The organism is Ruminococcus flavefaciens 007c, assembly GCF_000571935.1.
Classification (GTDB): domain Bacteria; phylum Bacillota; class Clostridia; order Oscillospirales; family Ruminococcaceae; genus Ruminococcus; species Ruminococcus flavefaciens_F.
The window spans coordinates 25,902-40,957 of record NZ_ATAX01000017.1 but is presented as its reverse complement, the minus strand read 5'-3'; the positions used below and the strand labels follow the sequence as shown (position 1 = coordinate 40,957).

Annotated in this window: 14 protein-coding genes; 11 read left to right on the top strand and 3 right to left on the bottom strand. The window is 47.7% G+C overall.

Going from position 1 to position 15,056, the window contains the following annotated elements:
• From RF007C_RS05710 to RF007C_RS05695, 5 genes are read left to right on the top strand one after another with little or no spacing between them, the layout of a single operon-like run.
• Entirely contained in the window at window positions 1–651 is a 651-nt protein-coding gene (locus RF007C_RS05710) for a major tail protein (RefSeq protein ID WP_037298035.1), read from the top strand.
• Between the two features lie 15 nt (window positions 652–666).
• Window positions 667–1,047: a hypothetical protein gene (locus tag RF007C_RS05705; RefSeq protein ID WP_037298034.1), complete on the top strand. Its 381-nt coding sequence runs from the start codon at window positions 667–669 to the stop codon at window positions 1,045–1,047.
• Window positions 1,044–1,208, top strand: coding sequence for a hypothetical protein (locus RF007C_RS17725; RefSeq protein WP_193385749.1), 165 nt, complete (start codon window positions 1,044–1,046; stop codon window positions 1,206–1,208). Before RF007C_RS05705 ends, RF007C_RS17725 begins: the two co-directional genes overlap by 4 nt.
• The gene (locus RF007C_RS05700) at window positions 1,198–1,851 is read left to right on the top strand and encodes a YczE/YyaS/YitT family protein (protein WP_037298031.1); all 654 of its coding nucleotides are present in this window, start codon (window positions 1,198–1,200) and stop codon (window positions 1,849–1,851) included. The genes RF007C_RS17725 and RF007C_RS05700 overlap by 11 nt, the downstream gene beginning before the upstream one ends.
• Before the next feature lie 51 nt (window positions 1,852–1,902).
• Window positions 1,903–6,780 (top strand): phage tail tape measure protein, encoded by a 4,878-nt coding sequence (locus RF007C_RS05695; RefSeq protein ID WP_051456542.1) that lies wholly within the window; start codon window positions 1,903–1,905, stop codon window positions 6,778–6,780.
• A 68-nt stretch (window positions 6,781–6,848) separates the two neighbouring features.
• Here the strand turns inward: RF007C_RS05695 and RF007C_RS05690 are convergent, their stop codons facing one another.
• The gene (locus RF007C_RS05690) at window positions 6,849–7,853 is read right to left on the bottom strand and encodes a hypothetical protein (RefSeq protein ID WP_037298030.1); all 1,005 of its coding nucleotides are present in this window, start codon (window positions 7,851–7,853) and stop codon (window positions 6,849–6,851) included.
• Window positions 7,854–7,926: 73 nt separating this feature from the next.
• Here RF007C_RS05690 and RF007C_RS05685 point away from each other — a divergent pair, with 73 nt between their 5' ends.
• The 6 genes from RF007C_RS05685 to RF007C_RS05660 are packed head-to-tail and all read left to right on the top strand — an operon-like array spanning window position 7,927 to window position 13,754.
• Entirely contained in the window at window positions 7,927–8,784 is an 858-nt protein-coding gene (locus RF007C_RS05685) for a phage distal tail protein (protein ID WP_037298027.1), read from the top strand.
• A 3-nt stretch (window positions 8,785–8,787) separates the two neighbouring features.
• Window positions 8,788–9,900, top strand: a complete 1,113-nt coding sequence (locus tag RF007C_RS05680) for a siphovirus ReqiPepy6 Gp37-like family protein (protein ID WP_037298023.1) — start codon at window positions 8,788–8,790, stop codon at window positions 9,898–9,900.
• A gap of 4 nt (window positions 9,901–9,904) precedes the next feature.
• Window positions 9,905–11,254 (top strand): leucine-rich repeat domain-containing protein, encoded by a 1,350-nt coding sequence (locus RF007C_RS05675; RefSeq protein ID WP_037298022.1) that lies wholly within the window; start codon window positions 9,905–9,907, stop codon window positions 11,252–11,254.
• Window positions 11,254–12,612, top strand: coding sequence for a hypothetical protein (locus RF007C_RS17720; protein WP_037298019.1), 1,359 nt, complete (start codon window positions 11,254–11,256; stop codon window positions 12,610–12,612). Before RF007C_RS05675 ends, RF007C_RS17720 begins: the two co-directional genes overlap by 1 nt.
• Window positions 12,609–13,280 (top strand): hypothetical protein, encoded by a 672-nt coding sequence (locus RF007C_RS05665; RefSeq protein ID WP_037298018.1) that lies wholly within the window; start codon window positions 12,609–12,611, stop codon window positions 13,278–13,280. The genes RF007C_RS17720 and RF007C_RS05665 overlap by 4 nt, the downstream gene beginning before the upstream one ends.
• Before the next feature lie 12 nt (window positions 13,281–13,292).
• Window positions 13,293–13,754, top strand: a complete 462-nt coding sequence (locus tag RF007C_RS05660) for a phage holin family protein (protein WP_037298016.1) — start codon at window positions 13,293–13,295, stop codon at window positions 13,752–13,754.
• Between the two features lie 41 nt (window positions 13,755–13,795).
• Here the strand turns inward: RF007C_RS05660 and RF007C_RS16375 are convergent, their stop codons facing one another.
• Together RF007C_RS16375 and RF007C_RS05650 are read right to left on the bottom strand one after the other, a co-directional pair.
• Window positions 13,796–14,335: a DUF6465 family protein gene (locus tag RF007C_RS16375; protein WP_051456541.1), complete on the bottom strand. Its 540-nt coding sequence runs from the start codon at window positions 14,333–14,335 to the stop codon at window positions 13,796–13,798.
• 60 nt (window positions 14,336–14,395) lie between these two features.
• Window positions 14,396–14,980, bottom strand: coding sequence for a hypothetical protein (locus RF007C_RS05650; RefSeq protein ID WP_037298013.1), 585 nt, complete (start codon window positions 14,978–14,980; stop codon window positions 14,396–14,398).
• Between the last annotated feature and the right edge of the window lie 76 nt (window positions 14,981–15,056).

Below are 15,056 nucleotides of genomic sequence, written 5' to 3'. Positions count from 1 at the left end.
ATGGCTCTGAAGAAAAACAAGGTCAAGTTCGGTCTGAACAAGGTTCACTGGGCAAAGATCACAGCGTGGAGCGATGACGGTGTGCCGACATTTGCAACGCCTGTCCGTCTGCCCGGTGCAGTCTCGCTGAGCATTGACGCAAACGGCGAGAACGACAATTTCTACGCCGACAACACCGTTTACTACGTTATCAACAACAACGCAGGCTATGAGGGTGACCTCGAAATCGCGCTCATCACCACCGATTTCGCAACCGATATCCTCGGCGAACAGCTCGACAGCAAGGGCGTTCTCGTGGAGCGCAACGATGCGGAGACATCGCAGTTCGCACTCCTGTTCGAGTTTGACGGAGACAAAAATCACATTCGTCATGTGCTGTACTGCTGCTCTGCATCCCGTCCTGCAACTGAAGGTCAGACCACTGAGGAGAGCAAGGAAGTCAAGACAGAGACACTGTCGCTGAAGGCTTCTGCGCTGCCTTCCGGTCTGGTAAAGTCCAAGACCTGTGAAAGCACAGATGAGACCACCTACAACAACTGGTACAACACCGTCTATATCCCGACAGCGGCTACTACCAACAACAGCACCAATACACGTTCCGCAAGTACCACAAAGGGCGGCAGCACAGCCGCATCCACTACTACTGACTGATTCGGAGGAAAGTATATGGCTATCAGAAAAACAATTACTGTTGACGGCATCGAGGTTCCTTTCAAGGCGAGTGCTACACTGCCTCGCCTTTACCGTGCAAAGTTCCGCAAGGACATCTTCAAGGATTTCTCTGCGCTGAAGGATTCGGTTGACGAGAGCGATGAGGAGAATTCCGGTCTCGGTATCGAGAGCCTTGAGGTGTTCGAGAATATCGCCTGGACTATGGCAAAGCACGCTGACCCGGAGGGCGTTCCGGACAGCCCGGATGAGTGGTTGGAGCAGTTCAACACCTTCTCAATCTACGAAGTGCTGCCGCAGCTCTTTGAACTCTGGGGCGTGAATCTGGAGACGCAGGCAGAGTCAAAAAAAAGTCTCGCCCAGTTGACCGCGAGATGACAACGCCGCTGTTCCTTCTCCGATGTGTGCAGATCGGGCTGAGTCTTTCCGACCTTGATCTGCTCACTATCGGGATGGTCAACGAAATGTTCATTGAAAAGGATAATGACGATTATGATTACCCGATCAAGGCAACGCAGGAAAACTTCGATGCCTTCTAAAAAGCACATCGTTTCCGGCTGGCTGCGGATCTTATTCGGGCTTGCCGTTTACTCCTTCGGTGTGCATCTGACGATAGCCGCAAACATTGGTCTGGCACCTTGGGACTGCCTCGGCATGGGTATCGCACAGCATACACCGCTGAACTACGGCAGTTCTATGGTGCTGATCTCTGTGACTGCGGTTCTGATACAGCTTCTTTTCTTGGAGCGTATCGGGTCTGCGACAATACTGGATGCTGTTATAACCGGGAACCTGACACAGCTATTGAACGATTATTCCCCATATCCTGAGAATCACAGCATTTGGCTGGGTATCGTACTGATGCTGTTCGGATTTCTGTTTATCTCACTCGGAATGTATCTGTATATGTCAGCAGAACAGGGCTGTGGTCCGAAGGACGGGCTGCTGATTGCTATCGGGAAACGAATGCCGAAGATACCGATCGGGGTGGTTGAGATACTACTGTGGGCAGTTATCACATTTGCTGGGTGGTTACTCGGCGGCTCGGTTGGTATTGGTACACTCATTTCTGTATTTTTCGGCGGTGCTGTTATGCACCTGTTTTTCGATGTGATCGGGTTTGAGCCGAGGAAGCTGAAACACAAAAGCCTGTCAGAAACATTCAGGCTGATGAAACAATAACAGCACATTTTTAATGCTTGAATATACCCATGCGAAAGGCAGGTGATCCGCATGGCAAACAGAATCAAGGGCATCACCGTTGAGATCGGCGGCGATACCACGAAACTCAGCAAAGCCCTTGAAGGTGTCAATAAGAATATCAAAAACACGCAGACACAGCTCAAGGATGTCGAAAAGCTGCTGAAGCTCGACCCTACCAATACGGAACTGCTGTCGCAGAAACAGCGATTGCTTGCCGATGCCGTATCATCGACCAGTGACAAGCTCGAAACACTGAAAAAAGCCAGCGAACAGGCTGCCAAAACCAAAGACAATTACGATGCGTGGAAGGCAAAATACGACCCTATCAAGCAGAAGATCGGTGAGACTGAGACAAAGCTCCGGGAACTGAAGGAGCAGAGCCGCATCGCCGATGAACAGCTTTCCCGCGGTGAAATTTCGCAGGAGAAATATGATGCCCTGCAAAGTGAGATCAAGCAGACCACCGATGAGCTGAACGGCTTGAAACAGCAGGCAAAGGATGTCTCCGATGAATTCGGACATCCGATTCCGCCTGAGCAGTACGACGCCCTTCAGCGTGAAATTGTCGATACGGAACAGGAACTGCGAAATCTGCAGCAGGAAGCTGCAAATTCTCAGACGGCACTTGTAAAAATCGGTGAAGCGGGAGCATCTATTGAAAAGGTCGGCGACAAGATCGCAACGGTCGGTACGAACCTGACAAAATATGTGACTGTACCGATCCTCGGACTCGGAACTGCCGCTGTAAAAACTACAGCGGATTTTGATGCATCCATGAGCAAGGTCTCCGCTGTATCCGGTGCGACCGGTGAGGATCTTCAGGCACTGAGAGATAAGGCCCGGGAGATGGGCAGTCAGACGAAATTCTCAGCATCGGAAGCCGCTGATGCCATGAACTATATGGCAATGGCGGGCTGGAAAACCGAGGATATGCTGAACGGTGTCGAGGGTATTATGAACCTCGCTGCAGCTTCCGGTGAAGACCTTGCAACGACATCGGATATTGTTACGGACGCTCTGACGGCTCTTGGTATGAGCGCGGATGATTCTGCGCACTTCGCAGATATCCTCGCGGCAGCATCGAGTAACGCCAACACGAATGTGTCTCTCATGGGCGAATCCTTCAAATATGTTGCTCCGATTGCCGGTTCAATGGGAGCGAGTGCGGAGGACTTATCTATTGCTCTCGGACTCATGGCTAATTCAGGTATCAAAGGCTCTCAGGCCGGTAACAGCTTGAAAAACGCACTTGTAAACCTCACAAAACCGACCAAACAGCAGGCGGCAGCAATGCAGCAGCTCGGCTTTATCAGCACTGAGACCATTCAGAAAATCGACTTTGCAAAGGTTGAGAAAGCTGAACAGGCTGTAGAGGATGCGACTATCTCCCTTGACAATGCACAGATCAAACTGAACGATGCGATCAGCAAGTACGGCGAGGGCAGTTCGCAGGCACAGCTTGCAAGCAATAACTACGAAAAAGCACAGCTGAAACTTGCCCGTGCGCAGGAGGCACTTGCAAAAGAACAGGAAGGTGTCTCCAAAGAGATCGCCGGGGCAAATACACTCATGACCGATGCAGACGGCAATATGCGTTCGCTCGGAGATATCATGGGTATGCTCCGCGAGAAAATGGGCAAGGTCAATGTGGAATTGACAGACGCCGAGGGAAATGCCCGTGATTTCGATGATATTGTTGCAGAACTGTCAACAACAACAGAGGGCCTTGCACAGGCAGAGCAGATGCAGGCGGCTGCCGCTATCTTCGGTAAGCAGAATATGGCGGGTATGCTTGCGATCATCAATGCCAGTGAGGAGGACTATAACAAGCTCTCTACTGCCATTTACGGCTGTGAAGGTTCTGCGAAGGGCATGGCAGACACCATGCAGGACAACCTTGCCGGACAGATGACCATCCTGAAATCTCAGTTGCAGGAGCTTGCAATCAGCTTCGGTGAGATCCTGATGCCTGCAATCAGGTCTATTGTTACCCGTATTCAGGGACTTATTGATAAATTCAATGCGATGTCTCCGGCAACGAAGGAGACTATCGTGAAAATCGCTCTTGTGGCGGCGGCACTGGGGCCGCTGCTTCTCGTCATCGGCAAAACAATGGTCGGTGTCGGCAAGCTGATGCAGCTTGTAGCAAACCTGCCTTCCATGATCGCAGGCGCAAAAGCAGCATTTTCATCCTTCGGCGCAGCTATCGGCGGTATATCCGCACCCGTAGTCGCTGTCATTGCGGTCATCGCCGCTCTGGTAGCGGCTTTTGTGCATCTATGGAAAACAAATGAGGACTTCCGAAACAAGATCACTGCGATCTGGGAACAGATCAAAAGTATCTTTTCCGGCTTCTGTCAGGGTATCGTTGACCGTATCAATGCGCTGGGCTTCGATTTCAAAAACATCACCGAGATCATCAAGGCTGTATGGGACGGTCTCTGCAAGTTCCTGAAACCGATCTTTGAGGGGCAGTTCCAGCAGATCGCGAATATCTTCAAGGCCGTGACAGACATCATCCTGAGTGTTCTGGATGTTTTCGTCGGCATCTTCACGGGAGACTGGGATAAGGTATGGAACGGTATTAAGGGTATTTTCGTAGCGGTATGGAATTTCATCAAGGATACGCTGAAAAATGCGCTGAATATGCTCTGCGGTATTTTCGGTACAGATCTTGGTGAAGTAAAGGACTTCTGGGTAGGCGTCTGGACGAGCATCAAGAACTTCTTTGTGAACATCTGGAACGGTATAAAGAACTTCGTAAGCACAGTCCTCAATGCGATCAAGAACTTTTTCACAACTATCTGGACGGGTATCAAGAATTTCTTTGTCGGTATCTGGACTGCAATTTACAACAGCGTCGCAGAGAAAATCAACCTCATCCAAACTGTTATCACTGTCGTTTGGAACGCGATTCATACAGCGATCAGCACGGTGCTGAATGCGATCTGGTCGGTTATCACAACTGTATGGCAGACCATTTACGACTTTATCTCTCCGCTGCTGGAGGCATTCAGGTATCTGTTCGAGACGATTTTTGAAGCGATCCATGTGATCATCTCCCGTGTTATGGACTGGATTCACGAAAAGATCACTACAACATGGGAGACGATAAAAGCTGTTGTGACAATCGTTCTAGAGGGCATCAAGACATTTTTTGAAACGATCTGGAATGCGATCTCTACCACTGTCAGCACGGTAATGGATACCATTTCCAATGTGATCTCTACCGTATGGAATGCGATCTCCGGCTTCATCTCCAGTATTCTGAATGCAATCTGGTCAGTGATCTCCTCTATCTGGGAGAGCATTAAGAATCACATCACCAATACGCTGAATGCGATTCATGCAGTCGTATCGGCTGTATGGAATGCGATCAGCGGATTTGTCGGCAGCGTCCTGAACGCTATTTCCTCTACGGTATCCAACATCTGGAACGGCATCAAAAATACAGTCAGCACAGTCATGAACGCAATAAAAAACACTGTCTCCAATATCTGGAACAGTGTGAAATCAGCGGTCACCGAAAAGATCACAGCCATCAAGGATACGATTGTCAACGGCTTCAATGCGGCAGTAAACTTCATTAAAAATCTCGGCTCTCAGGCATTTCAGTGGGGCGCGGATATCATCAACAACATTGTCAGCGGTATTAAAAACTGTATAGGCAAGGTTGCAGACGCTGTAAAGGGCGTTGCAGATAAGATCAAGTCTTTCCTGCACTTCTCGGTACCGGATGAAGGACCTCTGGCTGATTTCGAGAGCTGGATGCCTGACTTCATGCAGGGACTTGCAGACGGTATCAACCAGAACGCTGGTGTTGTTGGCGATGCAATCAATGGCTTTGCAGGCAATCTTGCAGAAACGATCAGCACTGTTATCAGAAATGCTCTGTCCAATGTTGTCACTGCAGTGCAGGGGTTCATGGAACAGGTCTTTGATACTGTAAAAAACGTCTGGGCAAATGCGAATACAGCAATTGATGCGACCATGTCGCAGATCAAAATCGGTATCACAGGCGGATGGAAGGCCATTGTTTCCGTGGTTGAAAATGCGCTCGACAGCATCAAAAAGGTCATCACCACAACATGGAAAGCGGCTGTATCTGTTATTGAGGCAGCACTGGATGGGATCAAAAAGATCGTGACTGCGGTCTGGACAGCAATGAAAACGCTCATCAATACCGGACAGCTTGACATCAAAAATATGATCTCTACAACATGGAATGCTGCGAAGGATGTAGTGAATACTGCGCTGAATGCGATCAGAACCGTGGTGCAGTCTGTATGGAACGCGATGCCGGATATCGTGAGAAATCCAATGAATCAGGTAAAGGACGCTGTGCTGTCTATCTGGGATAATATCCGGAACGGTATCGGTGATCGGCTTGGCGGCGTGCGTGATGCAGTCACAAATGCAATGAGGGCTGTATATGATGCGGTCATGGACAAGGTCAACAGTTCATGGTCGTGGGGACGCGACCTCATGCAGAACCTTATCAACGGTCTGAACTATATGCTCGGCAATCTCATCAACACTGTTGCGGATGTGGCACGAGCGATCAGCGATTATCTGCATTTCTCCGTTCCTGATAAGGGACCTCTGACGGAGTTTGAAAGCTGGATGCCGGACTTCATGAAGGGGCTTGCACAGGGTATCAACAAGAGCAAGAAATATGTCGAGAAGGCAATCTCCGGTGTGGCGGACGCTATGGCCATTGCGATGAATTCTGACTTCAATGTGGATATGTCCGGTGTGACCGGCGCAATGGTAGGCGCGGGCGGCACAACTGTGGTGAACAACTACAATAACGACAACAGCCGCACAGTGAATCAGACCAATAATAGTCCGAAATCGCTGTCACGGCTGGAAATCTATCGTCAGACGCGGAATGCACTTAATATATAAAAATATCTTCTTCACAAGCAACGCTCAACACTTTAATAATTGAGCGTTGCTCTTGAGGAGATGTTTTTTTAATCCTGTCTTTCAGTAAGTTCACATTCAGGATCACACGTTAATAGCTGAAGGTTTGGATTCAGATTCTGTATATCTTGTTTAATATTATCTAATGTTTCTTTGGTTACGGTAATAGCATTTTTAAAGCTCCAGTTCCCATCTTTTTTTCTGTCTCCAAAACTTAATGGGCGCAAATATTTCTCAAGGAAAAACGTAATCCAAGCAAAATCTCCTTTGCCAGAATGGATGTACAAATTACTCCATTGATATATTCGCTCAAGATAAGTCAAGTGATTTGGAAATATAATATCTGGATACTGTTTAATTATTTCAAATACCTTTGTCATTTTCAAAGGATAGATGTTATTACTCGATTCATCAATATAGCCCAGAACACCGATTGCTCTCCGAATACGCAATTCAATAATTTGTCTAATTACAGCAATAGGTGCAGCGGTTTCATAATCAGCAAATGAATGAAAAGAGATGTTTCCGTATACAGCTTGGCGTAGAACATTGTGTAGTTCCATTGTATGTATGGGTCTATTTACAGAAGCTGGATATCTGAAGTCGTTTTCAATTAAATTACTATATAAATTTTTAAGCTGATCTATATCCATCATGATGTTTTTTAGAATAAGATAGTATGTAAAATAGTATGTTGATGATATATTTTTCAATTGGTTATATAATTCCAAACTGTATATCTGTTTTAACACATCAAATGCACAGTATGCATTTGCTATATAATAGTCTTTCTTTTTTCTTTTATTAATTCGATCAGGTTCTGATTTAGGGAGAATGCTACAAATAATATCGTCATTCGTTATTGAAGGCCACTTTTTGATTTTAAAGTGTTCAAACAGTTGCTTTTCAAGTTCATCAAATCCTCCATTTAGCAAAAACTGATAGTATTCGAGGAAAGTCACACTTTCATTCTTTATGAAATCATTTACAATGTTCTTTTTATCTTTTTCATCACAAGACATAAATAAGTAATCGCCAATCTGAATCTGTTTCATACTTAACTCCTCTCAGACTTTTATATAAGTATTATACATCAATCCCATAGAAAAAACAAGGGGGGTGCTTATCATGTTTTTCAGCCTTATATTAGAAAATGCAGCCGGAGTCCAGATCAACATGACGGCGACCGCAAACCAATATATGACCTCAAAGATCGAGGGGCTTTCTCCGCCGCCCGGCACGATCAGCACCTCCTCCTACGCAGGTATGGACGGCAGTTATCTGAACAACGCCTTCATCGAGAAGCGTAATGTGGTCATTCACTTTGAGATGCGAGGTGTGGGCGTAGAAGGCCGCCGACATCAGCTATACAAGGTGGTGAAACCGAGCCGATATGTCAAGGTCTACTACAAGACGGCAGGCATAGATGTTTTCACCGAGGGCTATGTGGAAACTTGCGAGGTCAGCAACTTTGAGCAGCTTGTCACTGGACAGATATCCATACTCTGCCCGGACATCTACTGGTACTCCACGGAATCCGTCATGGCATATTACAGCCAGATCACTGGCGCTTTCACATTCCCGTTTCCGACCGAGAGCAACCCGGAGCCATTTGTACTGGGCAAATACAATACACAAAACATCATGGAGATCATCAACGATGGTGACGAGATAGGCTTTACTTTGCAGATTGAAGCCCTCGAAGATGCAAGATCACCCACGCTGTACAATGCGGATACCGATGAATATTTGCAGATCACGGGCGATATTCTCGCAGGTGATATCATTACTGTTACAACAAAGACAGGTCATAAGACGGTCACGCTTGACAGAGGCGGCGTTAAGACGAATATCATCAACCGTCTTGTTTCCGGTTCAACATGGCTGACGCTGCGTGAAGGCAAAAACCGCTTTTATCTGCGCGGTACCGGACTGCAAAATCTGAAAGTGACGATCGTACACACAAATGCTTATCTTGGAGTGTGATATATGCAGATTGAAGTATACAGAATGGACGCTGAGGCAGACAGCCTAACGATCACACTCGAAGCAGTGTGTGACAGTTTTTCCTCGCTACTGTGGGATATTGAGTATTATCAGTGCGGCTGCTTTGAAGTGTATATCGCCGCCAATCCGGAGAATCTATCAATCTTCCAGACAGGCAGAATTGTCGGCAGGGATGATGACAGTCAGCATTTCGGCATTATTGATTCCGTTCAAATTGATACAGATGCTGAGAACGGCGACTATCTGACCGTAAAAGGCAGATTTCTCATGTGCCTGCTGGAGCGCCGCATCATTCACCCGACATATAATGTCACGGCGCAGAAGGCATACAGCGAAATTGTGCATGATATTGTCAGGCAGAATACACTTCTCAATGATAACCGTCGCATTCCCGGCTTATCACTCGGCTCAGTATCGGGGGCTTGCTGGGAACAAACCGCAACGCTGCAGGTATCCTATGAAAATCTCATGGAATGGGTATACACGATCTGTGAGAAGATCGGCGGCTCTGCAAATATCCGACTTGTGAAGGATGTTGGCGAAACCTATAAAATGGTGCTTGATCTCGCAGAAGGCACAGACCGCAGTCTATTGCAGGAAGAGAATCCGCACATTATATTCTCCGATGCCTACAGCAATCTGTTGTCATTCTCATATGCTTCAGATTCTGCTGTTACTCGCAACTTCGCCTACATCTATGGTCACGGTGAGGGCGCAGAGCGCAAGAATACCACATATTGTGTGGATACTGAGCCGACCTATCTTGACAGGTACGAGCTTTATGTTGATGCAAAGGACATCTCAGAGGAGGAACAGGTCGAAGGTGAAACAGTGCCGATTCCGGAGGGGCAGTATATCGCACTGCTGAAAACACGCGGGTCTGAAAAGCTGGTCGATCCGAAAACTGCATCGGAGTCGGAGATTGCAGCGGATAGCACGCAATATGTCTACAACCGTGATTATTTCGTCGGTGATTATGTGACTGTCGAGCATAAGCGATTTGGTATGCTACAGCCGAAAGTGCAGCTTATCGGCATGATCGAGGCTTTCGATCAGAACGGCAGAAGCCTGACACCGACATTCAGAAAGGAATGATATTATGGCATTTTCATGCGGTTTTTTCAATTCAAAAGGGCTTGACAGAACCTATACGGCAGAGAACTTCACAGAGTATCTCAGTAGCATCATCTGCAACGGTATTCTCGACACATATGGGCAGTGTTTCAAGCTGACCACCGCCGACACCGGCCTCAAAGTCAGGCTCGGCACAGGCAAAGCATGGATCGACGGCCACTATTTCGTCAACGACTCCCGCTACACCATTGACCTTACAGAGTATCAGGATGAGTCGCTACCGCGTTATGTGGCGATCGCAATTCTGCTTGATGTCGGAGAATCAGTACGAAATGTATCTCTTGAGATAACGCCCGGTACGCCTGCGGAGAATCCGAGCCTGCCGTCACTGCCGACAGATGAATATAAAACAAGACTGCTCATGTATGCGGTTCGTCTGAATCCGGGTGCTACCGACCTTACAGAGCGTGACTGGTACGATTATCGAGAGGACAAGAATGTCTGCGGCTACTGCAAATGCATCCTCGGTAAATGCAAAGTAACGGATATGCAGTCTCAGCTTGCACAGCTTATCGCAGAGGTTCAGGAGAACAATCAGACCATTGCAGAACTCAGTCATCAGGTGGAGGCACTTCAGACCGAAGTCGATGATATCATCGGCGGTATCGTTGAGATCGGTACCTGCGGCGAGCATATCCACTATGTACTGTACGAGAACGGAAAACTGCTTCTTCATGGTACCGGTGTGACCTATGATTATGAACTTGGTGATTCACCGTTCTGGGAGAATGAAAATATCCGTTCACTTGTTATTTCCGAAGGCATTACCGCTATCGGTAAGAGTAACTTTGAACGATGTAAAAATATGGAGTCTGTCAGCTTTCCGACAACTCTTACCGAGATCGGAGAGCGTGCATTCTTTATGTACGAACACGGCGGACTAACCGAGCTTATTATTCCGGCGAATATAACCGCAATCGGAGAGAAAGCATTTGTGGACCAGCATATTACGAATGTGACACTTCCAGAAACACTTACTACACTCGGCACATATATCTTCATGGGCTGCCCTTATCTTTCAAGAGCAAGAGTAGAATGTGCTATAGTTCCGGGTTTTTGTTTTGTTAGCACACCGCTTCGGAGCCTTACTCTGAGCCATAATGTAACAAAGATCTGCGCTCATATGATAAATTACACTCCAATTCAGGAGATCACCTATGAGGGCACTCTTGCAGAATGGGCAGCAGTGACAAAGGAATCTAACTGGGACGGCAATAGTAGTACTGCGCCCGGTAATATGCACAGGGTCATCTGTCTTGACGGATATATGCAGTATGATACAGAAACCCACGAATGGACGGAGGTGCGTGAATAATGTGGAAATTCCTTGTAAAGAACCAGAGCATTGAGATCATTGAACGTGAAGTGCTTGCGGACCACCAGATTCAGTATGTGCAGTTCAAATTCACATTTGACGGCGATTGGAAGCGTTTTCACAAGGTCGTGCAGTTTTCGCAGTGTGATGAGGTGTATTCCGTTGTGCTCGGCACGGATGGAACGACTTTGTATCTGCCTGCGGAGCTTCACGCAGGTGCGGCAAAAATGGCTGTATTCGGCTACGATACGGAATCCGATACAACCGTGAGAGCAACAACTGTTCCGGTTACGCTGAATATTCGTGAATCCGGCTTTGAGGGTGATGATCCGCCCATCCCGCCAACACCTGATCTGTATACGCAGCTTCTGAAGCGTATCGAGGATGCAGAGCATGGACTGGACGGCAAGAGTGCCTATGAAATCGCTGTGGAGCACGGCTATGTCGGCACTGAAGAGGAGTGGCTGGAAAGTCTGAAGGGCAAGGACGGCATCACGCCGGATATGTCGGAGTACCCGAAAACATCTGAGGTCACAACGATCATCGAGCGTGAGATCGCTCCCGTTGCAGAAGAGGCACACAGCCACGATAACAAGGAAACGCTCGATGCAATCACACCTGAACTTCTGCAGGAGCTTGACGACCTGCAGCAGTTTGAGGACAGAACACAGTACGAGATTCAGACATTGAACGAAGCTGTGGAGAACCTCAGACCGAGTACGCACAGCCATGCGAATCTCGATGTGCTGAATGCACTGACGGCGGCGCTACTTGCTGACCTGCAGGGCTTGCAGCAGTTTGAGGATGCAACAACCTATGATATTCATGATATCCGGGAAGCACTTCTTCCGATCAGTTCTGCTGCGCATACACATAACAACAAGGATGTGCTGGATACCATCACAGAACAGTATATGCGTGATCAAGCTGCTTTTCAGGCTTCAACCGCAAGCGCTCTGCATGGGCTGTCTACAGGTCTGAGCGAAGTCTCCGCACAGTCGCATTCGCATACAAACAAGGCAGTGCTGGACGGCATCACACAGGAAATGCTTGATGATATCGCATCCATCGCAACAGTTGTCGGACAGGCCCACTGGCATCACAACCTTACGACGCTGAACAGTATCACGGAATCCCACGTCACTCGCTGGAACGATGCATATACTACAGCCATGAATCTGACTGAGCGTGTGGGTGTCAATGAGGGAGTATTTGAGCGCTTCAAGACTGAGATCCTCTATGATATGCAGGGGTGCAGGACGAGTATCTCGGATATTCTCTCAAGGCTTTCTGCTGTTGAGGAAGCCCTCTCCGGAGTTGAGACAGCACTGGCGGATATTGTGGAGGTGACGACATGAGTATCGGAAACTATCTGACGGCTCTCGATGAGCAGAGGGATGCTTTAGCCCGAAATCTTGTCACAATGGGCGTGCAGGCTTCGGAATCTGAAAAGCTGAACTCACTCGTGCCGAAGGTGCTACAGATCCCGCAGACAAAGCCGGATGTCACGCTGTTCAGGGCTTCCATTGACGCGCTCCATGATTACGGCGAAAAGGTCTACACCTTCTATAACGACGGCTATCGCTCCCTTGCAGGCTTCACAGAATCCTATCAGCATTTCTGCTGCGAAGAGAACGGCTATGCGATCTACTACAATCAGCCGGACTTCAACTGGGGGCAGACCATTTACACGATGTGTGTGGAGCCTGTTCACATCAGCTCTTCTAACAAGATCATGCTGAGCTATAAGTCGGGTGCTACGGATATCGGTGAGATGTGGCTTGTTCCGAAAAATAACGCCGGTCTTTCTTCGGCAGAAACTGCAAGGTATATCTATGAGGCTATCCGGAATCATAGTGCTATTTCTGTTCCGTTCGGCTGGCTCGGCACTGTGGGCAACTATGTCAATGTACTGCATGAGTGCAGTAACATTCCTTCGGGAGAGTATTACCTTGCATGGAAAGCGATCACCGACAATACCAGTCCGATGATCCGCGCTGTGAAGGTTGTAGATGTGACAATTTGAAAGGATGATTGAATGAAAGAAAATATCTGTACTGCCGCCGGGGTCATCGGCGGCTTTTTTGCGGCGCTGCTCGGAGGGTGGGATTCAGCATTGGCAACAATCCTCATTTTCATGGCAATCGACTTCACAACCGGACTGATTACCGCATCTATGGGCAGAAGCAAGCACAGCAAGACCGGCAGACTGAGTTCCAAAGCAGGCTGGGTCGGGCTTGCGAAGAAGTTCTGCATTCTGCTCATGGTGGTTGTGGCTGTCCGTATGGATATCATGATCGGTACCACATATATCCGAGATGCGACCTGCATTGGCTTCTGTGTCAATGAACTGCTTTCTATTATTGAAAACACCAGTCTCATGGGAATCCCGTATCCGCCTGCTATTAAGAAAGCTATCGAGGTGCTTCAAAAGAGAGCGCAGCACATTGACGATGATATTCAGGAAATGATCGATGATCTTGAAGACGGAAAAAAGTAATGCAGCCGATCGCTCGACTGCATTATAAAGGAGATGGTGTATTATAGATTGATCTTGAAATCAGGTGAACCTTCACCGTTGACAGTGAAGTATGCCACTCCCTCTTCGGGCTTGACATAAACACGGAATTCTGTTACAGCCTTACGCTTATGCGTGGACTTGTATGCCTTGTATGCCTTTGCTGCGATATCGCTGATGTCAAACTCCGCATTCCCAAGCTGAAGCGTGGTGATAAGAACAGGCTCTGCTTTCTTGTCAGCCTTCTTCGCTCTGGGCTTGTGTGTTTTCTTTTCGGGTGTTTCAGCGACAGGGGCTTCGGTGACAGTCTCAGCAATCGGTTCTGCGATGACCGGAGCAGTTTCAACAACAGCTTCGGCTTTCTTTACCGAAGGCTTTCTGCCGCGCTTCTTGGCAGGGGTTTTGACAGCAGATGCATCAACGGCTGTTGTTTCTGCAACAGATTCTACAACTTCGGCTACTGTAATCGGAGTGGTCTCAGCGACTGCTTCAACAGCGGCTTTTTTCTTGCGTGTTGTTTTCTTTGCAGTATCGGTTTTCAGGCTTGCAGTATTTCTTGGCATTGTTCATGCACCTCCGTGTTTTATTTTTCGCCATTTTAAGAAAAGTGTTCCTGCGGTCAATCATAGGATATGGATTATGAACTTATACAGTCTCCGATCCTCGCAAAGGAACATGAAGCGGAAGCCCGAATCACAGTCTCTGTGGCAGAAATCTATGAAAAAAACATCGGCACCCTTTGGAGGTTCAGGACCCCGCCAGTATTCATTAATAACAGAAGGCGGCCAGAAGTCATCATCCCATCTGAAACAGATCTCGGATACCGTATATCTTTTTTTCATTCTGTCACGTATGCTTTCTTTTTCTTCGCAAAACGCTTTGACCCTTCTGACCCATGCTTCCCCGGGTTTCCAGTCATTTTTGATGTGCTGCAATCCGAGTTCGAATTCATGGGATGTGAGCCAGTCAGACGCCTGTTCGATGCATTCATCCAGATGTTCCAGCACATCTATCACCTGTATGACTGTTTGCTCCGGAATCATATTGTCCGGAACATTGCAGATGGTAAGGAGCGCGTCTGTGTCTTTTATAGAAATCAAGGCATCATTGGCGGTGTATTCGCGGCGGAAGTCGAAGGAGGAATAGTCTCTGTTTTTCAGGAAGGATATGACTTCGGCCAACTTAAAGTCTTCATCATAATAGGACACAGCAATCACCTCGCATTCTGATTTATCACAGCAACACAATTCTGAAAAGAGACTCATTTTTCTTATTATAGCATTA